Genomic DNA, 23,599 nt, shown 5'->3' with positions numbered 1-23,599 from the left:
ACCATCACGTAGTGCTTGAATGGCAGCATTGATATCAAAAGTAGGTGTGGTCATAAATCATCTCTTTTTGGTATAGCTTAAAGAAATGACACAGAAATTTGAACACTACCGAAAATTTTTCCGCTGCGCTCCAATATTTCCGCAGAGCGCGGAGTTAACCCATAAAAACATTAATCTGAAACATACCAAACAATAACTGTTAGTGTTAGGTCTGTCTTTAGAACCAACAGGTTACGCTAATGGCTGAAAGGTGAGCCATGGTGATTTGCGAGACGACCGTCCGCCCCATGGATGGGGCGGTCGAGCATCCACGGATGGACTTGCTGCGCGTCGATGAGTGAATGCCATGGTAAGCCTATATGAGTGGATACCAGCCAACACTAATATCCCAATAACAGAATTTACCTACATGTTCTGTCTTGAAGTGAGTTGCGTTTAGTATGATATTTCATGACTCAGTTGCAGCGTCAATAAAGTAAAAAACAATGAAAATCAGCACAATAACTTTTCCACGCAATAAAAAGCCCTGCTTATACAGTGATGTATAGTAGGGCTTTTTAATCGAGAATGTACATTCACTGAGTTAAACAAAACGTTTTACTCAGGGTTTATGACCTATATCGAATAGGTCATATCTTCCACTCATCTTATTCACCATCTCTCTCACTAAAATCAGCATCATGGATATTCTAAATAACTGTTCCGTTTAATAGATCAGTTGCGGAAGGGAACTCAATGCGGTTTGCGCGATCTGATCAGTCGCCAAACAAAACCAAAGACACCAACCGCATTGAGTATGAATACGTTACCATTTTTTACGCCACAGGCGCTGTACCGCCTGAAAAAATAGTGCAATGGAACCCAAACAGGCCACTGGCTCGCAGAGCAAACGCCATTCTGTTGTGGTCTCAGGGGAAACCCAAAGCTGAGATTGCCCGATTGCTACAGGCTGCAAGGTCCAGTGTAAATCGTTGGATTAAGTGGTATCTCGCTGATGACCTTGATGGGTTACAAGCAGATATGCCTGGGAAGAAAGTGCGTTTCCCACCGACATTTATCGGTGAGTTACTCAAGTTGCTTATCAGTTTCAGGCCACAGGATTTTGGCTACCAGCGTTCACGCTGGAGCAGCGAATTGCTCAGTATCGTTATTCGTGAGGCGCTGAATATTGTGCTTCACAGCTCGACTATTCGCCGCTGGTTACCCAAGCACGGAATTGTCTGGCGACGTGCTGCACCGACATTGCAGATAAAAGACCCGGATAAAGAGACAAAATTAGCAGCGATAAAACAGGCACTTGCAGCCTGTGACGCGGAAAATCCAGTCTTCTATGAAGATGAAGTGGATATCCACCTGAACCCCAAAATTGGTGCTGATTGGGGATTGCGGGGCCAGCAACGCAAAGTCGTCACACCAGGACAGAACAAGAAACACTTCCTGGCAGGTGCGCTGCACAGCAGTTCAGGCCAGGTGACCTATGTGGGCTCAACGTCTAAAAATACAGTGCTGTTTATCGACTTACTCAGAGCACTGCGCAGGCGCTACAGAAGTGCCAAAACCATTACGTTGATTGTTGATAACTACATCATTCACAAAAGTAAAATCGCAGAGAAATGGCTGAAGAACAACCCGAAATTCAAGCTCTTGTTTTTGCCTGTCTATAGCCCGTGGCACAACAAAATCGAGCTGCTGTGGCATTCGTTGCATGAAACCATCACCCGGAATCATACGTGCCGGTCGATGGATGAATTAATGGAACGGGTAGAGCATTTTATGGACACGGTTTCACCCTTTCCGGGTGGTGGGCATGGGAGCAAGCGGGTGTAGCATTATTAGGAGCAGTTATTTAGTAGCCGATGGCTTCGCTACCCGAATGGCGGGGATCCGATGCGCCGAAAATACCTTGCTCTGTCACCATAATGGATTGGGTGCTTCCCATTGCCGATTGCACTGTCACTTTATGGCCTTTGGTTTCGAGTAGGGAAATCGTGTCGCGGTTTAAGCTGGTTTCCACCCTTAGCTCATCGGGCAGCCATTGATGATGCACCCGCGGCGCATTACTTGCCTCGGCAATGTTTAGACCATGGTCAATCACATTCATAATAATCTGCAATGTGGTGGTGATAATACGTGAACCACCAGGGCTACCCGTGATGAGGAAGGCCTTACCCTCTTTCATCACGATTGTTGGACTCATAGAGCTCAGTGGTCGCTTATTACCTTCAACCGCATTGGCATCACCACCCACTAAACCATAGCCGTTGGGGACACCGGGCTTGGCTGAGAAGTCATCCATCTCGTTATTGAGTAAAATCCCTGTACCTTCTGCGACTAAACCAGAGCCATAGCTGAAGTTTAAAGTATAAGTGTTTGATACGGCATTGCCCCACTTATCTACGACTGAGAAGTGAGTGGTTTGATCGCTTTCATAGGGAGCTAGTTTACCCGGTTTAATTTCACTACTTGGCGTTGTTTTATTGGGCGTAATCAGACTGACGATTTTTTGGGCATAGTTGGGGCTTGTCAACTCCGTAACTGGAACTTTATAAAAGTCAGGATCGCCTAAATATTCGCTGCGATCGGCATAGGCGTGCTTCATGGTTTCCGCCATCAGATGAATCGTTTGGGCAGTGTTATGGCCAAGTTTATCAATGGGGAATTGTTGCAACACGTTGAGCATTTGGATGATATGCACGCCGCCCGATGAGGGAGGTGGCATTGATACCACCTGATAACCACGGTATTGGCCACGAACGGGTTCACGCTCCACCACCTTATAATTTTTAAGATCATCTAAGGTCATAATGCCGCCCGCATCTTGCACAGCGTTAACGATCTTAACGGCGGTCTCACCTTCGTAGAACCCTTTAGTGCCTTTTTCGGCAATCAAACTTAGGGAGTGGGCTAGCTCTGGTTGCTTAAGAATATCATTGACTTGATAATCACCGCCGTCAGCTTTATAGAAAATAGCCGCAGTGGTTGGCCATTGCGCCATGCGACGTTTTAATCCCCCAAGTGACATGGCGAGATCTGGCGTGACGCTAATGCCTTCTTGCGCCATTTTTATTGCAGGTGCAGTTACTTGAGCGAGTGTCATAGTGCCATATTTTTCTAGGGCTAAACTCATGCCCATAACAGTGCCTGGAACTCCTACTGCTAAACCATGTTCACGGCTCAGCTTTTGGACCGCATCACCATTTTCATCGAGGAAAATATCTTTTTTAGCTTTCGAAGGCGCCATTTCGCGATAATCGATAGCGATGGTTTTGTTTTCTTTGGCAATATGCACCAACATAAAGCCCCCACCGCCAATATTCCCTGCGCGAGGTAAGGTGACTGCGAGACTAAAAGCAACGGCAACGGCGGCATCAACGGCATTACCACCTTGCTTTAAGATCTCAACGCCTGTGCGACTGGCGAGCATTTCTTGACTAGCCACCATGCCATGTTTGGCCCATACGGGTTGTGCGGTAGCCATTTGGTTAAAAATAGCGGCTTCATCGGCATAGAGGCTTGGAGAAGATAACAAGGGCAAAGCCATTGCGATGGCGAGAATAAGGGGTCTAAAAGGTCTTGCTGGACGCATATTCAATCCTGAATTTATTTTTATAATGACTATGCAATGTGCCGAGAATTGGGCTTAATTGCAACCTTCTAGATTTGTATGGGCTAATAACGGAGGATAAATGACACAATGACACCGCTTATCTTGGCATTTGCTCGCTCAATCTCAGATATTTCACCGTGTGCGTGGAATGCCAGTATGGGGGAGGCAAATCCCTTTTGTCGCCATGAGTTCCTTCTTGCATTGGAGCAAAGTCGTTCAGCCTGCGTTGCAACGGGTTGGATGCCTCGACATTTATGTGTGTTTGACGCGAGTAGTTTGTTAAATGATAAAACACAGTGCCAGCCTTTGGATTATAGGGCGGATATCAGCCAGCAAAGTGCAGAGCATTATAAAACGTTGCCACTTTTGGCTGTCATGCCGCTTTACCAAAAGTCTCACTCCTACGGCGAATATGTGTTTGATTGGGCATGGGCCGAAGCTTATGAACGTCATGGGCTCGATTATTATCCTAAATGGGTGAATGCGATTCCCTTTACGCCAGTACAAGGGCTTCGCATAGGTATTACGCCTGAATTGGAAAATATTGAGCAAACACGCATTGGCGAATTAATGCTGAGGGCATTGGATCAACGGTTGATGCATGGGACGGGAGAAATTCAAATTTCCTCATGGCACAGTCTGTTTGTTGCGCCAGCGCAAATGCCTTTGTTTGGGGCTTCATCTACACAGCTAGTTAAACGCTTAGGCACACAGTTCCATTGGTACAACCGTGATTATCGGAATTTCGATGATTTTCTATCACACTTTAGCTCACGTAAGCGTAAAAACATCCTGAAGGAACGGGCACAATTACAGCCTTTTGGGCTCAAGTTTGAATTTGTCGAAGGTGAGCGGGTAACTGAATTGCAATGGCAGAGGTTTATCCAGTGCTATCAATTAACTTATCTTAAGCGGTCCGGTCACCGCGGTTATTTAACGCCCGCATTTTTCCATCAACTTGGACAGCTGTTAGCCGCTCAAATTCTACTGTTAGTGGTGGAAGATGCAAAGGGCGAGATGATAGCGGGTGCCTTATATTTTAAAGGGAAGAACCCCCAAGATCAGAAGTGCCTTTATGGCCGCTATTGGGGCACAACGGTTGAGCTTGATGGTTTACACTTTGAAGCTTGTTATTATCAAGGGATTCAATACTGTATTGAACATGAGTTCCAAGTGTTTGATGCGGGCGCGCAGGGGGAACATAAAGTACTGCGTGGCTTTGAGCCTGTTGAGATGTATTCCTATCATAATGTCGCCCATCTAGGATTTAGAGAGGCCATTACGGATTTTGTTCAGCAGGAAGCTGAGCAAATGCAACAATATATGGCGCAGATGCGCAGCGTCTTGCCCTACAAAAAAGAGCCCTAATAAAGCCCGAGTTAAGGGACGTTATTGGGCTATTTTTATGCAGTGTTTGTTACATGTCTGCGGTTAATTCAAGCGGTTCGCCACAGGGGTTAGCTCATGGCTAACCAAATACCAACACCTATCATTAGGCTGCCTGCAATCCGGTTTAACCAGCGAATATTATCCCCACGGCTTAGGAAGAGTCGGAGGGTTTTACCGCCGCTGGCATAGGCCAGCATGGAGGTAAACTCAGTCACCATAATAATGCTCAGCAAGGCGAGGAGTTGTGGTGCAACTTCGCGTTCGGCATTGATAAAAGGTGGCAGTAGTGACACCATAAATGCCCAACCTTTAGGATTGGCAATAGCAGTAATAAAGCCTTGGGAAATCAAGGTGAAACTGCTGGCTCTGGGGTTGGTGTCATCATCGCTTAATATGGCCATCTTACCGCGGGCGCGCCACATTTGTACGCCGATATAGCCTAAATAAATTCCGCCAACCCACTTAAAGATTTGAAATACTTCGGGGTAGTTGAGCATGATACTGGCAACCCCCATCACGGCGGCGGTGGCGACTAATGCTACGCCAATGAGTTCACCTAACATCATCCATAACGTGCGGCGCACACCTATGCTCATACCTAAGGTCATGGCGAGTGTCATGCACATGCCTGGTGTGATAGAAACAAAGAAAAAGGTCGGGATAAACACTGCGAGTAAGGCAAAATCCGGCATGGTTTGGTCTGTCTTGGATAAATAATAGAGAAGGGCGTTAGTGTAATGAAAACGGTGGATTTAGCCAATGTATGAGCATGGTATTTAGATATGTAACTGTAACTTAGTATGTAAACCATGCGGCTATTTCGAGATGATAAATCTGACCTAGTTAGTGCAACTTAGCGTCTATTTCCATCTTTAAGCATATAAAAGGTCATTACGATTGTGAGCCGATAAGATTTTAACAATGTCACTTGAGCTTGAATGCTCAGGTTTGGTAGGGTGACGTTAGGACCATAATAAGCAGGGGATGCACTATGGCACAGAGAGAAATGACAGAGAAACAAAAAATGTTGGCGGGTCAACCCTATAAAGCATGGAATGATGAGTTATTAGCCGAGCGGATGCGGGCTAAATCCATTTGTCATCAGTTTAATTTGGCCGAACCGACTCAGCTCGATACCCGTATGGATTATCTTCGCGGCTTGCTCGATATTCCCACCTGCGCCCATATCGAACCTAATTTCTTTTGCGATTACGGTTATAACATCTGCATTGGTAAGCAATTTTATGCTAATCACAACTTAACCATACTGGATGTTTGCCCAGTCTCGATTGGCGATAATGTGATGTTTGGCCCCCATGTGATGATTTCAACGGCAACTCATCCCATCGATCCCATAGCGCGGCAAACGACTGAATACGGCGCGCCGATCCAAATCGGTAATAATGTCTGGCTCGGTGGTAATGTCTCTGTGCTGCCCGGTGTGACCATTGGCGATAATTGTGTGATTGGTGCTGGCAGCGTAGTGAATAAGAGCATTCCCGCGAACTGTGTTGCGGCAGGTAACCCTTGTAAGGTCATCAAACCCATTAATGTGGAATAACGAGTCGGTGCCGAGTTACTGGCATAAATACTGACGATTTAGAGACTTGTAAAAACAGAAACGGTACGCAGGCAGAGCGTACCGTTTTTTATGAACAGGATGAAAACTTACAGTACGCCGCGACGCATTTGATCCCGTTCAATTGATTCAAATAGGGCAGTAAAGTTGCCTTCACCAAAACCTAGGTTATTCTTGCGTTGGATAATTTCGATGAAAATCGGTCCAAACAGGTTTTTAGTAAATATCTGCAGCAAATAGCCCGTGTCGTCACCATCCACCAAAATTTGGTGATGTTTGATGCGCTCATGATCCTCAGTGACCTGCGGCACTTTATCGAAAATAGTGTCGTAGTATTCAGGGATTATGTCTAAGCATTGGATTGAACTGCCTTCCATCGCATCCAGAGATTTTACGATATCGCGGCTTCTGAAGGCTAAGTGCTGCACACCTGGGCCATTGTATTCCTTCAGGTATTCATCAATTTGGTTTTTATCGCTGCCTTTACCTTCGTTAATCGGGATACAGAAGCTGCCATCTGGCGAACGTAGGGCGTAGGACACTAGCGCGGTTTGTACGCCGCTGATGTCAAAGTAGCGCACTTCAGTAAAACCAAAAATGTTTTTATAGAAATTAGCCCAATGTTCCATTGTGCCTTTGTAGACGTTGTTGGTTAAGTGATCGACTTCGATAAAGCCTTTCTCTTGGGTGATGATTTGCTCATCTAAATCTTCAAAATCAGTGGCATAGATATTATTATCTGCGCCGAAGGTATCGATAAAATAAATTAAGCTGTCGCCAATGCCGTAAATCGCAGGATAAGGCAGGTCTTTATTGGCATCATCGGCGGGTTTTGCACCACGTTCAATGGCAACGTGATAGGCAAAGCCGGCATCTTCTACCCGCCAGCCCATGGAACAAATGGCTGGGCCGTGGGATTTAGCAAACTTAGCTGAGAAACCTTCGCGCTCAGTGTTGAGCAGAAAATTAATATCATTCTGTTTGTAGTACAGAATGTCTTTGTTCTTGGCTTTTTTCAGCAGTGAAAAACCAAAGTCGATAAAGACTTTGTGCATAAAATCGGTATCAGGGCTGGCGAATTCCGTGAATTCGATACCTAATAAGCCCAGTGGATTGAGTTCGCTTGCCATGATGTTTTCCTCGTTATTTTAGTGCAACACGCCGTCACTCTAATGACTCCCGCATGGGAGTGCTGGTGGCTTGGGGCTAGTCTTCTAGCCAAGAGCGGTTGTAGTCTTTGCTCATGCAATTTTGTACATGTTCGGTTAATTTCAGTGGGGCGAATGTGTCTACCATCACTGCATATTCATAGGTTTCTTTTTTGCCAATCGAGGCTTCTGTGCGACCCGGTTGTGGTCCGTGGGCCACGCCTTTTTGATGTAAGGTTATATAACCCGCTTCAATGCCCGTGCGGCTCATAAAGTCGCCATCGACGTAATACAGGACTTCGTCGCTATCTATGTTGTTGTGGTAATAAGGCGCTGGAATCGATTTTGGGTGGAAATCGTAGGGGCGCGGCACGAAGTTACAAATCACAAAGTTATGGGCAGTAAAGACTAAGTGATCAGAAGGGGGCAGATGGATTTTGCCCACCTTTGGTGCGTATTCGGTGATATTGAATGCCCAAGGGTAAACGCAGCCATCCCAACCCACTAAATCAAAGGGATGCCATTCGAGCGTGGTGAGCTGGTATTTATCGCCAAACTTACACACTAAAGGGAAGGCGCCGCGCTCAACCACAGCCTCTTGCAGTGTTGGCACACGTAAATCGCGCTCACAGTAAGGTGCCGACTCTAATAGTTGACCATATTCGTTACGAAAATGTTTAGGCACTTCCACCATAGAGAATGACTCGATGACGAAAAGGCGTACATTGCTGTAATCATTGAATTTAAGCTGATATGTCGTGCCGCGAGGGATCACTAAATAGTCCCACTTTTGCACCTTAATAGTGCCGTACTCGCTGTAGAGCGTGCCTTCACCTTCGTGGACAAAAACCACTTCATCGGCATAGGCGTTACGGTAAAACTCGTCGGTATCGGCGGTGACTTTGGCGGTATAGAGCGCTAAATCATTGTTATAAAATATTTTGTTACGGCCGCTGAAAAAATTACCTTCACGGTCGGCATCGCGGGAATCGAGTTTATAGTTTTGGACCAGCGAGTCTTCCCAATTGGCACCGTGGCTCAAGCTGTAGGACGCCACTTCCAACGCTTTGGTTGGCATGTTGTGGTGATATTTATTGGAATAAATATTGGAAAAACCATGGGTTGAGAACAACTCTTCACGGTAAAGCTCGCCGTTTTCCTTTTCATATGCGATATGGCGCTTATGGGGGATCTGACCTTGTTTCACATAAAATGGCATGGAGGATCCTTGGTTTTTACAGCGGAGTGAGATTTGCTCTACTTCGCTTGTCGTTATGGTTATGTGATCTTGTTATCAATTTAGTTGCTTAGATCAACAAAAAAAAGAATAATAAATCCGTTGTCTTAATCTAAAAATTAGATGGTATTCTAATCTTTACGAATCGTAGTGTTTCCGTGACAGTTTCATTAGAGCCAAGGAGTGACCATGCGCATCGATATTGATGCTTTTAATGTGCTGCAAGTGCTGGTGGAAGAGGGCAGCTTTGCCAAGGCGGCTGAGCGATTACACAAGGCGCAATCGGCGGTGAGTTATCAGGTTAAAAAGTTGGAAGAGCACTTAGGCGTACCGCTTTTTAGCCGTGAACAATATCGCGCGGAGCTGACGCAAGAGGGCCGTGTGATTTTAGCCGAGGGACAAAGATTACTGCAACACCTTGCAAACATTGAACATCTTGCCAGTCGTTTCAGTGAAGGCTGGGAGCCAAAGCTAGAGCTGGTCATAGACGGAGCCTTACCGATGGAGCCTATCATGACCGCATTAAAGCGTATGGCCGAGCATCAGATCCCCACTAAAATTCAGCTGAATATGGAATTTTTAGGCGGCGTGCAACACAGATTTGAGCGTGATAATGCCGACTTGATGTTAGTGAAGGATTATCGCACTGGCCCCTATTATCATCCGCAGCCGTTGCCTGCCATTACCAGCGTGCTGGTGGCAAGTGCTTCGCATCCTTTAGCTTTTATTCGTAAAATTAGTTTGTCTGAGCTGCAGCAGCATGTGGAATTGACTATCGAAGACTCATCACCCAGTAAAAGTTATCGTGATGAACTACAATTTGGCGGCGATAAAGTGTTTTATCTTTCAGGTTTTATCATGAAAAAGAACGCCTTGTTAAAAGGCTTAGGTTTTGGCTGGTTGCCGGACTTTTTAGTGCAAGAAGAGTTGGCGAAGGGAGAGTTAGTTGAAATCGACTTTGTCGGTGGCAGCCGCTTTACTTTTATTCCGCAGCTGGTCTCGACCTTAGAACGTCCGTTAGGCCGTGCGGGACAACTTTTTACCCAGTTGATTTTAGAGGAGTTTGCTAAGGCTGAGCAGTTCAATGGCGTCGGTTTGGGTTGATAAGTTTCCGTTTGTCATCTTTTGAAACAACTCACCGCATAAAATAATCGCATTTTGACATTTTATGTCATAAATTAATGCCTAGGTTAAGACTTAGCTTAGATTCAGGCTTAGATTGACGTTTCGATTTAGGTCGAGATTAAGAGTGAAATGGGGCCGCGATAGGTAAAGAGTCGTCCATCGGGTTCAACCTAAAGGGTAATAACAAGGAACTGACAGTTAAGGGGAACAGTATGTCTAGACGTTGTCATGAAGTGGATTATGAAATTATCGGCCACAGTATGCAGTTGGTTGAAGTGGAGCTCGATCCCAACGAAACCGTAGTTGCCGAAGCGGGGGCGATGAACTACCTAGAGCAAGACATTAACTTTGAGGCCAAAATGGGCGATGGCTCTGAGCCTGAGTCCGGCTTTTTTGGCAAGTTAATGGGCGCGGGTAAACGGGCGCTGACGGGTGAGAGCATTTTTATGACCCACTTTACCAACCAAGGCAACCAAAAGCGCAAAGTCGCCTTTGCCGCTCCTTATCCAGGCACTATCCTGGCGATTGATTTAGCCGAGCATGGTGGTGAGCTTATCTGCCAGAAGGACAGTTTTTTAGCGGCGGCCTTGGGCACACGCGTGACGATGAAATTTAATCGCCGCTTAGGCACGGGATTTTTTGGTGGTGAAGGGTTTATTCTGCAAAGCTTACAGGGCGATGGTATGGCGTTTATCCATGCGGGCGGCACCTTAGTGAAAAAAGAACTAAAAGGTGAAACCTTAAGAGTCGACACTGGTTGCCTCGTCGGTTTTACACCGGGAATTGATTACGACATCGAGCGCGCTGGCTCGTTAAAGTCTATGGTCTTTGGCGGCGAAGGTTTATTTTTAGCGACACTAAAAGGCCACGGAACCGTGTGGCTGCAAAGCTTGCCGTTCTCCCGCATGGCAGATCGTATTATTGCCCATGCGCCATCTGCGGGTGGCAGTGATCGTGGTGAAGGCTCAGTGCTCGGTGGTCTTGGTCGTATAATTGATGGGCGATGAGTCAAATAAACTTAATATGTCGGGGCTTTGATTTAAGCTTCAGGATTTAAGCATCAGCTTAAATGAGTCATCTGAATACACATCTAGGATGATTCATTTAGCTGGTGATGTGATTAACACTATTGAGTGAGTTTAATACGCCTTTCCACCCATTTTGCTACTAGATACATCATTAAGTAACCTGTGCCTAGGGCTAAAATCACAGCGACCACATTTTCTGTGTGTAAGCGGTAAATATAAAAAGTACCCACTAAAACGACAATACCAAAAAGACGGATCATTAAGCTTTGCGTGAAATGACCATGGGCTTTGATATAGGCTAGCTGGTAGCCATTGAGCATCATAAATATAAAAAACATGGAGAAATGCATTAACACTGGCGCTGCTTTAAGGTACTGCGAGGGGAATAACCAAGCGACCAATGGCTTGCTTGCAAACAGCATTAAGACGAAAAATACACCACTGATCCATAACGACACTTTAGCCAGCCATGACTTAATTTGTTGCACTTCGTCAAAGCGTTTTTCTCGTACACATACTGCGACTTCGGGAAGCACAAAACGGTATATGGGAAATACAAAGAGTAGGGTGAGGTAAGTGATCATCGGCCGCACTACGACTTGGAAGTCACCCAGTTCATCTATACTGAAATAGGCGATGGTGAGCAGTACTGTAATATAAATCATCAAGATACTCGCACCTGCCTCCATAGATGCCGTCAAGCTTTTTTTCATAAAACTGCGCAGCTCTGTATCAAAATGCACTGAAGTTAAGGGCGGTGTAGCGATATCCCTGCGCCGTTTTAGGTACATATACAGGGCAACGATCAGTGAAGATAAAGTCATGCTGTAAAAGAGTGAAGCAATGGCGGTTTGTTGTAGGCCATAGAAACACAATAAAAAGCCAGCCACTTGTGCGATAGGTTCCAGCCAAGTGACTCGGTTGGATATGTCATATAGCCGATACATGGCAATTTGATTGGTAAAATAGACCTTGAGTCCCATACTCAAAATAATGCCAACTAAGTGAAAGTATTCCACATCAAGCTGTAATTTGTGCTTGATATAGGGCAAGACTAAACCCCAAGTCAGCAGCACCATAGCGATCAAGCTGTAGCGGAAAATATTAGTAATATCCACATCCTGCTTGGTTTGGGAATATGTCACTACCATAGAAGAGCGAAATCCCGTCATCAGGATCAATGACAGCGAAATAATATCGATAACAGTGTGATAGAGCGCGAGATCAGCCTTGGCAACCCATTGTGCTAACCAGAGTTTAAACAAAAAGCCCACTGAAATACTGGCGAGAGATGCCCAAAATCCGGCAATAATAGCCTGTTTAACCCGTTGCAGTGATGTGGTTTTCATCATCAATATCCAGCTTGAAACTACGAAAGCGTTTCGCAGTGTAATGTGTACAGGGGCATTTATCAGCTGAGTAAATTTATTTCGGCGGTATTATCAACTGTATGGAGCGCGTCTAGGTTTGAGATCGGCGTAGATGATCAACTATTTGGAACAGCCATTTAGTTCCAAGAGTGTAACATTCAGGTGAGTAGATACCTAGGGTTAGATTATAAATGGTTGATAAACAACAATATGTTATCATAATGTGAATTGGTGGGCGTTTGGGAAACTATTAGGCATTTTAAATCTACTGACATTTACCTCATTGAACATTAACACGCCCTAGAACATACGAGGGCGTGTACCGCAGGGGGAACTAATAGGTAATCACATTGACGATATCGAGGATTTTACGAGTCTTATCATCCAGCTTTATCAACGCGCCTTCAACTTGGATACTCACAATACCATCCCTATCTAGTGGCACCACAATTCGTCCACGATTATAAATATCTAGCTCGAGAATATCCCCACGGTGGAGCTTTTTCTGCCAACCTGGGGGGAGAGGCTCTCCGCGATCGACTTTCTTCTGTAGTCCTGGTGGTAGCCCTTTATCTTGTTTGTCTTGTTCATGCTCATTTTTTGCAAAGGTGTTCATGGACGTTATAAAACTGAGCGCGATTCCACCAATCACCATCAAAGTTAATTTATTCATATTTGCTCCCAAGAGACGTTGAATTGACGCGGTGACAATAGGTCATGTTAAATGAACCATAGCTGAATACGGCCGAGTGTAGAGTTACAATTTTGATTCAGTGGGTTAACATTAGCACAGCTTGCCATTGTTCGGCGCTAACAGGTTGGATACTGAGCCTTGACCCCTTAGAGACTAAATACATGTCCGCTAGTTGGGGTAAACTTTTTATCAAACTTAAGGGAATAATCTCGATAAATTTTTTGACAAAGCGTATATCTACTCGGAGCCATCGTGGCTTAGCAGGATCGGACTTTGGATCAAAATATTTTGATTCAGGATCAAAGGCTGTGGTATCTGGATAAGCGCTGGAAACCACTTCGGCAATACCTACAATCCCTGGCACTTTACAACTAGAGTGGTAAAAAAATACTTTGTCGCCTATTTGCATCTTATCCCGCATAAAATTACGCGCTTGATAGTTGCGTATACCATACCAAGCTTCGGTTTGGTTAGGGCAAACGTTGAGATCGTCGATGCTAAATTCATCGGGTTCCGATTTCATAAGCCAATAGTTCATATTGCTTCCTTCACTAATCGTATCTGTTAACCACCTTAATTATTTGGAGTTTATCTTAATCTCCGTATTCACCCAATTACCATATTCCCTTAAATTTGCTTGAAGATACTTAGATGCTGCATTGGGCTGAATTGTTAACTTGATTAAGTTACCGTTCAGATAGCACGGCTTACCCTGTAAACATCACTTTATGATTTGGCTACTTTATTTACGCATTAGGCAAAGTGTCAAACTTAGTTGAGCTCAGCGACAACCATAACCTACGAGGTGCACTATGGAAACGTCAATAATGAAGACAGATTGTGGTTTATATACTAAATACCTTAAGGATTTTTCGGCTGGAGAGGTTATTTTAAGCCATGAGAGGATGCTTGAGTTTGTTAATGATCTGAAAACCCAAGGTTGGTTATTGGCAAATTTTACTTGGGATTATTGGTATAACAACAGTTACTTAGTCGATAAACCTGCCTACATTCGTGATGCGAGTATTGCACAGTGCAAGCTTCTATTAACGGCAATGACTCGGTTGGAGGTTTTTAGCCCAGGAGTGCTAGAAAATATGCGTCGCCAAGGGATATTGCTGGCAATTGTTGAACGCTTACAAAACCTTAATGTACCTAAATCACAAAGTCGCTTTCAGTCTATCACTCGTTAGAGTATGAGTTTTAAAGAATTGCAACGCTATGGTTTGCCTTAATCTTTAGTCTAATAAAGTGTTTTTTTACTTGTGACATGTTCCGTGGATTGGTTAGTTTGAATCTCGCTAACCATAATAATAAATGCACGGAGGCCTTAATGTCTGTTTCAACAAATCAAGCAACAATTCCATTAAAATATAGCGAGTTTCGTGGTGGTTCCTCACCAAAACTCATTGAAAAAACGATAGGTCAATACCTAGGCGAGATTGCCTCAGCTTATCCTGAACAACTGGCTGTGGTGGTCCACCATCAGAATATTCGCTGGAATTATCGCCAGTACCTCGCTCAAATTGATGCTCTTGCTACAGGTTTAATAAAGCTAGGGATAAAGCCAGGAGACCGTGTTGGGATCTGGTCACCTAATAATATTGAATGGTGCTTAACCCAATTTGCTACCGCCAAGATTGGCGCCATCATGGTATGCATCAATCCTGCCTATCGTCCCGAAGAGTTGCAATATGCGCTGAGTAACGTGGGCTGCCGCGCGGTAATTTGTGCCGATAAGTTTAAATCCAGCAACTACTTACAAATGTTATATGAGTTGGCCCCAGAGCTTATGTCGTGTCCTGCGGGACAGTTAAAAGCAAAGACTGTGCCCGAGCTTGAATTTGTTATCCGCATGGGGATAGAGAAATCAGTCGGTATGCTTAATTTTGATGATTTACTCGTTGAGGTGACAGCCGATGACAAGGCGATGCTTGAGAGTATTGCCAAGGAACTAAGTCCGTTTGATGCGATTAATATCCAGTTTACGTCAGGCACCACGGGCAGCCCAAAAGGTGCGACCCTATCCCACCATAACATTTTGAATAATGGCTATTTAGTCGCAGAGGCGATGAAGTTTACCTGTCACGATAAACTCTGCATTCCGGTTCCTTTGTATCATTGCTTTGGCATGGTGCTTGGTAGTTTAGTCTGCTTAGCCAAAGGCGCTGCGGCCGTATTTCCCGGAGAGTCTTTCGATCCGTTGACAACGCTGCAAGTGGTTGAACAGGAAGGTTGTACCGCATTACATGGTGTACCAACCATGTTTATTGCCGAGCTTGAACACCCAGAGTTTACTCGTTTTGATTTGAGTTCATTACGGACTGGCGTCATGGCGGGGGCAACTTGTCCTGAAGAAGTGATGCGCCGAGTACAAAACCTGATGTATATGAAGGAAGTGCTGATTGGTTATGGTCAGACCGAATGTAGTCCGCTCAATCACATTACTGAAATCGACTCACCGGTTGAGAAACGCGTGCTCACCGTTGGCCGTGCTTTACCCCATACCGAAGTTAAAATTGTCGATGAATTTGGCGAAGTGCTACCAATTAATCAGCCCGGTGAAGTTTGTAGTCGCGGTTATTGCATTATGCAGTGTTATTGGAACGATCCCGAGAAAACGGCCGCAACCATAGACAGTGAAGGTTGGCTACATTCGGGTGATATTGGTCAAATGGATGAGCAAGGTTATGTGCAAATTGTTGGTCGAATAAAAGATATGATCATCCGCGGTGGCGAGAATATTTACCCCCGTGAGATTGAAGAGAAACTCTACACCCACAAAGATGTGCAGGATGCGGCGGTCTTTGGGGTACAAAGCGAGAAATACGGCGAGGAGGTGTGTGCTTGGATCAAAGTACGCGCAGGGGCGACCATTACCGAGGAAGATATTCGTCATTTCCTCACCGAGAAATTTGCCTACTTTAAGGTGCCACGTTATATCAAGTTTGTGGATCAGTATCCAATGACAGTGACGGGGAAAATCCAGAAATTCAAAATGCGCGAGCTGATGTATCAAGAGTTATATCAAGATATCAATCTGTGATGGGTAATGCGGATTTGACCCTTGTTCTATACCCACCAGTACACTTCTAAAATTCATTCAGCCCTATCAAGCCGCATATAGCGGCTTGAATAATTTGTCTAGATATGAGTATAAAGGCATATAGGTGTGTTAAGTTTTTGGTGTGAGTGTCACAAATATTCACTTTTTTGCAAAGAGTGAATCGCTATACTTAGGGCGTGTTGACGTTTCAGGGGATTTTTATAATGAGCAGCTCGCCACTTATTTAAATAATTCAACATCGTTTCTCGTTTTGTGAGCAAAACCTTGTTAGAGCGCTCGAAACGTCACAGCCCTTGGTATCCAAGTTAATCATTTTGAGTACTTAAACCCATAAAAATTAGGGGTTGGGGTGATGATTAAACCCGTGTGCAATGAGTCCAGATTAGGAGTCGGTATGGTTCGATCGTGCTTAGTGATGTTGGGTGGACTATTTTCTTTTCTGATAGCGGCTTTGACGACTAATGTTAAAGCCGATACTTTGACCCTTACTTCTTTATTTTGGCCGCCCTATTCTGGGCAACAATTGGTGGAGCAAGGGGTGAGTATTGCCGTGGCTCGGGCGGCATTTAACGCCATGGGACATCAATTAGAGGTAGATTTTTATCCTTGGAGTCGAGCGGTGAAACTCGCTTCTATGCCAAACGATAAATATTTAGGCTATTTACCTGAATATTACTATGAAACTGATAAGTTTGTTTTTTCAAAACCAATAGGTACAAGTCCATTAGGTTTAGTTGAGCAAAAACTCCATCCTATTAGTTGGCGTTATATCGAAGATCTTAATCGCTATACCTTAGGAGTAGTGAATGATTATGTGAATACCGAGTCTTTCGATGCCATGGTGTTAGCGGGTGTGCAACCGATAGAAGCTGTTACCTCAGATGAGCACAATATCAAGAAAGTAGTCGCCGGGCGGATTGACGCTGCCGTGATCGATGTAAATGCTTTAGATTATTTACTTAAACAAAAAGATTTACAGCCACTGACGGATAAATTGCAAATTAACCGACAACTCATTGCTAATAAACAACTTTATGTTGCTTTTCGCAATACTGAAGAGGGACGTCGTTGGCGGGATATTTTTGATCAAGGTTTAGATAAAATTGATGTAAACACCATAATGGGCGATACGCTTTACCGAAATGAATAGGGCGAGTTTTTGTCCTTAAATATGGTTTAGCACTAAAGTGGCCAGCGGCAGTGGATTTGAGTGCCTTTGTTGAGTTTACTTTGAACGGTGAGTTGTCCTTTTAGATCGTTTCTTATCCATAGATTTAAGCAGGTGAGTGTACCTAGGCAGAGACCTTGTGCCATCTCTTGCTGAAGCTGTGAAAGTTGTTGTTCTGTCATGCCGACACCATTGTCATCTAGCGTTACTTGGAGCTTATTAGACTCCCTGCGAAAATGAATGTTGATTTCCCGTGTTTGCTGATGTGTCTTAAAGGCATGATTTAGGGTATTGCTGAGCAGACGATAAAAGAGTTGCAGATATTGCCATGAACTGCCATCGACAATTAGGTTTTCATCACATCTTAAGTGCACAGTGACATTGGCTCGGGTGAGCTGCATTTGCAATAAATCCAGTAATTGGCGCATAAACTGCGCCAAATGTAATGGTCTAATATCACTTTGATGTGCGTTAAAAAGTTGCGCTATGTGCCTAAGCCTTTTTGCTTGAACTGTCACCCTATCAGTAATGGCTATTAGATATTCATTATTACTATCAGCTTGTGTCTGACATATTTGTGCAAGTAGGCGGTCTTGTTCTTGCATCATTTGCGTCATAACCTCTGCAAGGAAATTTTGCATTAGCTTCTGACTCTGTGCTTTGCTCAAGCTGAGCTGGTATTGCATATCGAGTTCTTTGTTGAGTAATGCAAGCTGTTGTCTAAGTGCATTGTTATCATCGTTGACTATCTGTATTTTGCTCTGTTGTTTTTGTAGGTAAGACGCTTGATTTTGGAACAGTTTTTCTTGCTCTTGTTCCTGGCGTTTTTTTAGATCCATATTGAAGCCGATAGCACCAACGGCAATAGAATTATCTTCATCATCCCTAATATCAAATTTTGTCATTTGATAAGTCTGATGACCGTGGGGAGTAGGAATCAACTCTTCAAAATGGATTGCATCTTGATTGTGGGTGACTCGCCGATCATTTTTTTGATATGTCTGCGCTAATTGACTTTGAAATAATTCAAAGTCAGATGCACCGATAATCCGCCTGCGCTCAATCCCAAGTACTTCGCAATATTTATCGTTAACTAAAATATATTTCCCACTTAAGTCTTTAATATAAATTAAGTTTTGTGAAAATTTAAGCAAGGATCTTAATTGTTCTTTATGGTGGTTTAATTCCTGCTGGAATAGTTGCAGAGTTTCCAACTGTTGTTCTAGGGCTAGATTGCTTGCATCTAAGCTTGCCATGGCCACTTCGAGTTGCTGGGTGCGCGATAATAAGGTTTTTGCCAGTAAACCTATTTCATCGTGACGTTGCTTAGCTTTGAGCTCGATGGCCGTTGGATCGTTACGTTTTAGGGCCTCAACCATCTTCATTATTGGGGTAATGATTAATCTATGTTGCAACAGAAATAACAGAATTAATCCAACGAGTTGAATACAAACTAGGTATATCCCCACTTGTTCAACTAAGTGCTTGGCCGTATCCTGCAGCGGAGCAACAGGTGTCACTATCAATATTTTCCAGTAGGTATTGGGCATTAAGAAGATAGATGCTAATGCTGGTGTATTGAGTATTGGATCTGTAGCTAAGGAAACCGATGCTAGCTGTTTGGGAGTCGTAAAATGATTTCGAGCATTGTTATTCACAATAGCGATGAGCATCTCGCGTTCATTATCTGCGGTCAAACGGGTGAGATTATCCATTTGATCTTGGGTAAATACACGTTCTGCAATCGCTTGGGTCACAAAGGTGCGATCTGCTGTATTCAGGGCGAGTGCAAGTGGATCAAAGCTTGAGTGCTGTTTTGTCAGATCATCAAAAGTGAGCAGGGTATTTGGCGCTTGATCCTGAGCAACATCATGATTTTTGCTATGCGGATAAACCAATACTTGGTTGTTATGATCGAGCACTATCACATAACCGCTGATCTCTGCCATCGCATTACGCAGTAGCATATTGAGTTTTTCTAAACCGATATCGGCCGTTGCAGCACCTATAAATTGATGTTCCATCCACATGGCACCCGAGGCCGTAATCATAGGCTCCTTTGTGGTAGGGTCTATATAAGATTTAGACCAAAAGGTTTTACCTGCGGGAAAGTAGCGGGTCGGGCGATACCATTCTTCGGTGTGATAGCTAGGATAAGCATCATCGTTATAGGTATCTATCTTAATAAGCTCATCGTGAATATTGCGCGACCAAAAAAGGCTATCGCGAAACTTTTGTTGATTAAAGGCGCTTGGCTCGGGCCAAATACCACCGCCTGAAATAATATCTTTTTGATTTTCAACTGTGAGTAAAGTGGGGATCGTCCTACTCAGTTGATCATGATCATAGCGGTATAACTTAGCGATATTGGCAATGGCATTCACAAGATTTTCAACCTGAGAGGTCATTTCCTGCAATTTGGCGATAACAATCTGTCCATGATTCTGATTCAGTACTGCCTGCTGTTCTGTGATTTGCTGATTTTGAATGCGTAACATGATCCAAGTTGTGCTAAAAATCAAAATACTCGCGATGATGAGTTGGATAAGACTAAATTTAAACGGCAAGCTGTTTTGCCATTGGGTCAATGGGGTTTGTGGTTCAGATATTGAGTTTTTTTCCATCATCACAGGGTTCCGAATACCACTTTCCATTGAGCCAGTTTAGCGTCTTTTAACACTTTTGCTATTGGCTCACATCAAAATCAGTGGGTTAAAATCGGTGAAAAGGGCTGATTTAAGTCGTAAAAATACTATGGTATGGGAAGGCAGGCCGAGTAGCCTGCCCGAGGGAATCGTTTATTTATAAAGAGAAGGCTTAGTCGAACCACTTAGCATGGGTACGATAAACAGCAACCAAATAACGAGGAAGGCACTAAAGATGACGACCATCCATTCTGCCATGGTGACGCCGATAAAACGCCATGGTACATCGGTACACATACCTGTTGGTAACATCACGGCAGGGAACCATTCATGTAATGGCATCCAGATTGGAAATTCGGGTAAAAATGAACAAGTAGCAAAAGGTGATGGGTTATTCTGCATATCCACTAGCGCTAAGGCTAATTTCAATCCCCAAGTGGCACTAACCGCCCAACAGCTTGCACCTAATATTCGTACGAGACGATACTTAGGGGCCGTCATTCCTATCAACCCTGCGACCAAAATGCCAAATACAGCTAATCTTTGATAAATACACATTACACAGGGATCGAGTTTCATTTCATACTGAAAATATAGGGCTGCTGCTTCTAAGCAAATGGCTGTGCCAGTGAGAATAAACCAAGAACCGCGAGAATGGGCAAAGCGAGTAAGTGCAGTCAAATGTGAGCTCCATATCAACGAAAAACGCCCACAATTATTGGGGCGTTTTTGGACTCTACTGATTTAATAAAGTTCAGTCAACTCTGAGGCGAGAGTTAGTGACTTGTTAGTGGCGCTATGACTTCTTTAGCACTGTGATGAATAATCATATGCGAGTCATAGAAGTACTGAGTTGCTTGCTCTAAAAAGCCTGTCTCAATAGCTAATACACCGACAATTGACAATACAATAGTATAGGGGAGAGCCATCCATACCATTCTGCCGTAAGACAACCGGATCAGTGGTGCTAATGCTGACGTCAGTAAGAACAGGAAGGCTGCTTGTCCATTTGGTGTTGCTACCGAAGGTAAGTTAGTACCAGTGTTAATTGCAACGGCGAGCAGATCAAATTGATCACGGGTAATTTGACCATCAATCAAGGCCGCTTTGACTTCGTTAATATAAACCGTACCCACGAACACGTTATCACTCACCATTGAAAGCAAACCGTTAGCGACATAGAAAATCACTAATTGAGTATTACCCTCATAACTCAACGCCCATTGGATCACGGGGGCAAACAAATGCTGGTCGATAATTACAGCGACTATAGCGAAGAACACCGCCAATAGCGCCGTAAAGGGGAGTGCTTCTTCGAAAGCTTTACCTAGGGCATGTTCATCGGTAATACCATTGAAAGCCGTTGTTAAAATAATCACCGATAAGCCAACTAAACCTACGGAGGCTAAGTGCAACGCTAAACCTGCTATTAACCACACACCAACCAAGACTTGAATGATAAGTTTCATCTTATCTTTGTTTGTACGGTGCGCATCTTCATGGGCGGCATAATCACAAAGGATTTTATGAACTGCATCAGGCAGTTTAGCGCCGTAACCAAAAATGTGAAATTTCTCAACTAACAGGCAGGTCAAAGTACCAGCGATCAGTACAGGTACTGTCACGGGTGCCATTCGAATGGCAAACTCACCGAATTGCCAGTTAGCTTGGGCAGCAATAATTAAGTTTTGTGGTTCGCCTACCATAGTGCATACACCACCTAAGGCGGTGCCGACACCTGCATGCATCAATAAGTTACGCAGGAATCCACGGAATGACTCGAGTTCACTATTATTTAATTGAGTATTGTTTTCGGAAGTATGGTCATGGTCAGCGGAAAAATCTTTCCCTGAAGCAACCTTGTGGTAAATCGCGTAAAAACCTACTGCGACCGCAATAATGACGGCAATCACAGTTAATGCATCTAAAAATGCTGATAAAAATGCAGAGGTTAGACAGAACATTAACGAGACTAAAATCTTTGAACGTATTTTGGTAATAATTTTGGTGAAAGCAAATAACAGCAATTGCTTCATGAAATAAATACCGGCGACCATAAAGACCAGCAGCAATAATACTTCGAGGTTTGCTTCTATTTCATGCAGCACTTGATTTGCAGAGGTCATGCCAATAGCAACTGCCTCAATGGCTAATAAACCGCCGGGCTGAAGTGGATAGCATTTTAACGCCATGGCTAAGGTAAAAATAAACTCAAGTACTAATACCCAACCAGCCACAAAGGGACTGACATAGAAAAAGAGTATTGGATTAATGATTAAAAAAGACAGTATCGCGATTTTGTACCACTTAGGGGAATTCCCTAGGAAGTTTCCAATAAACGCCTGACTTATTGTCAACGGCATAGCATCCTCTCTTCTAATTATGTTGAAAAATTTGCACGTGTTATTTGTGTTTACTCGTGTTTGGGAAAACAGTCTAGCTTAAAGATAATGCTAATGTAATGTCATACTGGAACCAAGATTTCAAAAAGCGGAGCTAATCTGCAAAATTAGCCGAATAGGCATTGATGTTGGTCTATTTTTTGAGCGTTTATGTGATATTTATACCGTCCAAAAGCGGTGATCCTCAGTCAATGGTTTTCATTTTTTGCCGCTCTGGTATGATCAGTGCCCATTACGATGCACAACAACTGGATAAGTGGGCTGATGATTATCAATGCCAAGGGACCTGCAAGTTTTGCAGAGAAGTATATTGTGAGATCCATTTGGGATAATAAATTTCCTCCAGGGTCCATTTTACCGGCTGAACGTGAGCTTTCTGAATTGATCGGTGTGACACGTACCACTCTGCGTGAAGTGCTGCAACGCTTAGCCCGTGACGGTTGGTTGAAAATTCAACATGGTAAGCCAACCCGGGTGAATAATTTTTGGGAAACCTCGGGGCTTAATATTCTGGAGACTATCGCCGATCTTAATCCTGAAGGTTTTCCCGTATTAGTAGACCAACTGCTATCAGCGCGAACCAATGTCAGTGCGATCTATTTTCGCGGAGCTTTGCGTTACAACCCTGAAACCGCAGTAGATGTATTAGCTAAAATTCACCTACTGGAAAATACTGCTGAGTCCTTCGCTGAGTATGACTATTTATTGCATCACACTTTAGCATTCTCATCGGGGAATCCTCTTTACGTTTTGATTTTAAACGGTTTTAAAGGACTGTATAGCCGAGTTGGCCGTTACTATTTCAGCAGTGCTGAGGCCCGTTTATTGGCATTAAACTTCTATAAAGAATTGGAAGTGCTCGCAAAAGAAAAAAATTATACAGATGTTCCTGCGCTAATGCGTACCTATGGCATGAATAGCGGCAAAATGTGGTTACAGCTTCGGGATGATATGCCAGCCTCTATTGCCCAAGATAATTAGTGCTTAAGATTGGTAAAGACACGTTTTTGTAAAAATAATGTAAAAGCCGTGTCTAGTCCTGAAATAAGTTGACACTTATTTCCACCTAAAACGCCTGATGAACCTCATCGGGCGTTTTGTATTTTAAGGCCAAATGCGGCCGTCGTTGATTATATATGG

At 43.9% G+C, this 23,599-nt stretch carries 19 protein-coding genes; 9 read left to right on the top strand and 10 right to left on the bottom strand.

Going from position 1 to position 23,599, the window contains the following annotated elements:
* Positions 1-735 precede the first annotated feature (735 nt).
* Positions 736-1,827 carry an IS630 family transposase gene (locus tag L2744_RS19720; RefSeq protein ID WP_248993483.1) on the top strand — a complete coding sequence of 364 codons (1,092 nt, stop codon included), beginning with the start codon at positions 736-738 and terminating at the stop codon, positions 1,825-1,827.
* A 19-nt stretch (positions 1,828-1,846) separates the two neighbouring features.
* Here L2744_RS19720 and ggt read toward each other — a convergent pair whose 3' ends face one another.
* Positions 1,847-3,586 carry a gamma-glutamyltransferase gene (gene ggt, locus L2744_RS19715; protein WP_248993482.1) on the bottom strand — a complete coding sequence of 580 codons (1,740 nt, stop codon included), beginning with the start codon at positions 3,584-3,586 and terminating at the stop codon, positions 1,847-1,849.
* Positions 3,587-3,694: 108 nt separating this feature from the next.
* Between ggt and L2744_RS19710 the strand changes: the two genes are divergently transcribed.
* A complete protein-coding gene (locus tag L2744_RS19710) occupies positions 3,695-4,975 on the top strand; it encodes a GNAT family N-acetyltransferase (RefSeq protein WP_248993481.1) in 1,281 nt (426 codons plus the stop codon).
* Positions 4,976-5,064: 89 nt separating this feature from the next.
* Here L2744_RS19710 and L2744_RS19705 read toward each other — a convergent pair whose 3' ends face one another.
* Positions 5,065-5,688: a LysE family translocator gene (locus L2744_RS19705; protein ID WP_011789645.1), complete on the bottom strand. Its 624-nt coding sequence runs from the start codon at positions 5,686-5,688 to the stop codon at positions 5,065-5,067.
* 314 nt (positions 5,689-6,002) lie between these two features.
* Between L2744_RS19705 and L2744_RS19700 the strand changes: the two genes are divergently transcribed.
* Positions 6,003-6,557, top strand: coding sequence for a sugar O-acetyltransferase (locus tag L2744_RS19700; protein ID WP_248993485.1), 555 nt, complete (start codon positions 6,003-6,005; stop codon positions 6,555-6,557).
* Positions 6,558-6,664: 107 nt separating this feature from the next.
* Here the strand turns inward: L2744_RS19700 and hppD are convergent, their stop codons facing one another.
* Entirely contained in the window at positions 6,665-7,705 is a 1,041-nt protein-coding gene (gene hppD / locus L2744_RS19695; protein WP_248993480.1) for a 4-hydroxyphenylpyruvate dioxygenase, read from the bottom strand.
* Between the two features lie 76 nt (positions 7,706-7,781).
* A complete protein-coding gene (locus tag L2744_RS19690; RefSeq protein ID WP_248993479.1) occupies positions 7,782-8,942 on the bottom strand; it encodes a homogentisate 1,2-dioxygenase in 1,161 nt (386 codons plus the stop codon).
* 207 nt (positions 8,943-9,149) lie between these two features.
* On the opposite strand from L2744_RS19690, the gene L2744_RS19685 reads away from it, so the two are divergent.
* A complete protein-coding gene (locus L2744_RS19685) occupies positions 9,150-10,064 on the top strand; it encodes a LysR family transcriptional regulator (protein ID WP_248993478.1) in 915 nt (304 codons plus the stop codon).
* Between the two features lie 233 nt (positions 10,065-10,297).
* The gene (locus L2744_RS19680) at positions 10,298-11,092 is read left to right on the top strand and encodes a TIGR00266 family protein (RefSeq protein ID WP_248993477.1); all 795 of its coding nucleotides are present in this window, start codon (positions 10,298-10,300) and stop codon (positions 11,090-11,092) included.
* A 119-nt stretch (positions 11,093-11,211) separates the two neighbouring features.
* On the opposite strand, the gene L2744_RS19675 is transcribed toward L2744_RS19680, so the two are convergent.
* The 3 genes from L2744_RS19675 to L2744_RS19665 all read right to left on the bottom strand — a co-directional run bounded on the left by L2744_RS19675 (position 11,212) and on the right by L2744_RS19665 (position 13,715).
* Positions 11,212-12,465: an MATE family efflux transporter gene (locus L2744_RS19675; RefSeq protein WP_248993476.1), complete on the bottom strand. Its 1,254-nt coding sequence runs from the start codon at positions 12,463-12,465 to the stop codon at positions 11,212-11,214.
* 352 nt (positions 12,466-12,817) lie between these two features.
* Positions 12,818-13,156, bottom strand: coding sequence for a hypothetical protein (locus tag L2744_RS19670; RefSeq protein ID WP_248993475.1), 339 nt, complete (start codon positions 13,154-13,156; stop codon positions 12,818-12,820).
* Between the two features lie 97 nt (positions 13,157-13,253).
* Positions 13,254-13,715, bottom strand: a complete 462-nt coding sequence (locus tag L2744_RS19665) for an EVE domain-containing protein (protein ID WP_248993474.1) — start codon at positions 13,713-13,715, stop codon at positions 13,254-13,256.
* A 274-nt stretch (positions 13,716-13,989) separates the two neighbouring features.
* Here L2744_RS19665 and L2744_RS19660 point away from each other — a divergent pair, with 274 nt between their 5' ends.
* The 3 genes from L2744_RS19660 to L2744_RS19650 all read left to right on the top strand — a co-directional run bounded on the left by L2744_RS19660 (position 13,990) and on the right by L2744_RS19650 (position 17,394).
* A complete protein-coding gene (locus L2744_RS19660) occupies positions 13,990-14,370 on the top strand; it encodes a DUF6508 domain-containing protein (protein WP_248993473.1) in 381 nt (126 codons plus the stop codon).
* A 140-nt stretch (positions 14,371-14,510) separates the two neighbouring features.
* A complete protein-coding gene (locus L2744_RS19655; RefSeq protein WP_248993472.1) occupies positions 14,511-16,223 on the top strand; it encodes an AMP-binding protein in 1,713 nt (570 codons plus the stop codon).
* A 436-nt stretch (positions 16,224-16,659) separates the two neighbouring features.
* Entirely contained in the window at positions 16,660-17,394 is a 735-nt protein-coding gene (locus L2744_RS19650) for a substrate-binding periplasmic protein (RefSeq protein ID WP_376711960.1), read from the top strand.
* A 32-nt stretch (positions 17,395-17,426) separates the two neighbouring features.
* Here L2744_RS19650 and L2744_RS19645 read toward each other — a convergent pair whose 3' ends face one another.
* From L2744_RS19645 to nhaB, 3 genes are all read right to left on the bottom strand, one after another.
* Positions 17,427-20,036 carry a PAS domain-containing protein gene (locus tag L2744_RS19645; protein WP_248993484.1) on the bottom strand — a complete coding sequence of 870 codons (2,610 nt, stop codon included), beginning with the start codon at positions 20,034-20,036 and terminating at the stop codon, positions 17,427-17,429.
* A gap of 174 nt (positions 20,037-20,210) precedes the next feature.
* Positions 20,211-20,738, bottom strand: a complete 528-nt coding sequence (gene dsbB / locus L2744_RS19640; protein WP_248993470.1) for a disulfide bond formation protein DsbB — start codon at positions 20,736-20,738, stop codon at positions 20,211-20,213.
* Between the two features lie 95 nt (positions 20,739-20,833).
* A complete protein-coding gene (gene nhaB, locus L2744_RS19635; RefSeq protein WP_248993469.1) occupies positions 20,834-22,420 on the bottom strand; it encodes a sodium/proton antiporter NhaB in 1,587 nt (528 codons plus the stop codon).
* A 303-nt stretch (positions 22,421-22,723) separates the two neighbouring features.
* Here nhaB and fadR point away from each other — a divergent pair, with 303 nt between their 5' ends.
* Positions 22,724-23,440, top strand: coding sequence for a fatty acid metabolism transcriptional regulator FadR (gene fadR, locus L2744_RS19630; RefSeq protein WP_248993468.1), 717 nt, complete (start codon positions 22,724-22,726; stop codon positions 23,438-23,440).
* Positions 23,441-23,599: the final 159 nt, after the last annotated feature.

This window comes from Shewanella profunda, from assembly GCF_023283765.1.
Taxonomy (GTDB): Bacteria; Pseudomonadota; Gammaproteobacteria; order Enterobacterales; family Shewanellaceae; genus Shewanella; species Shewanella profunda.
Note: the sequence above shows the minus strand (reverse complement) of the source record. Positions and strands in the feature narration are given on the sequence as shown.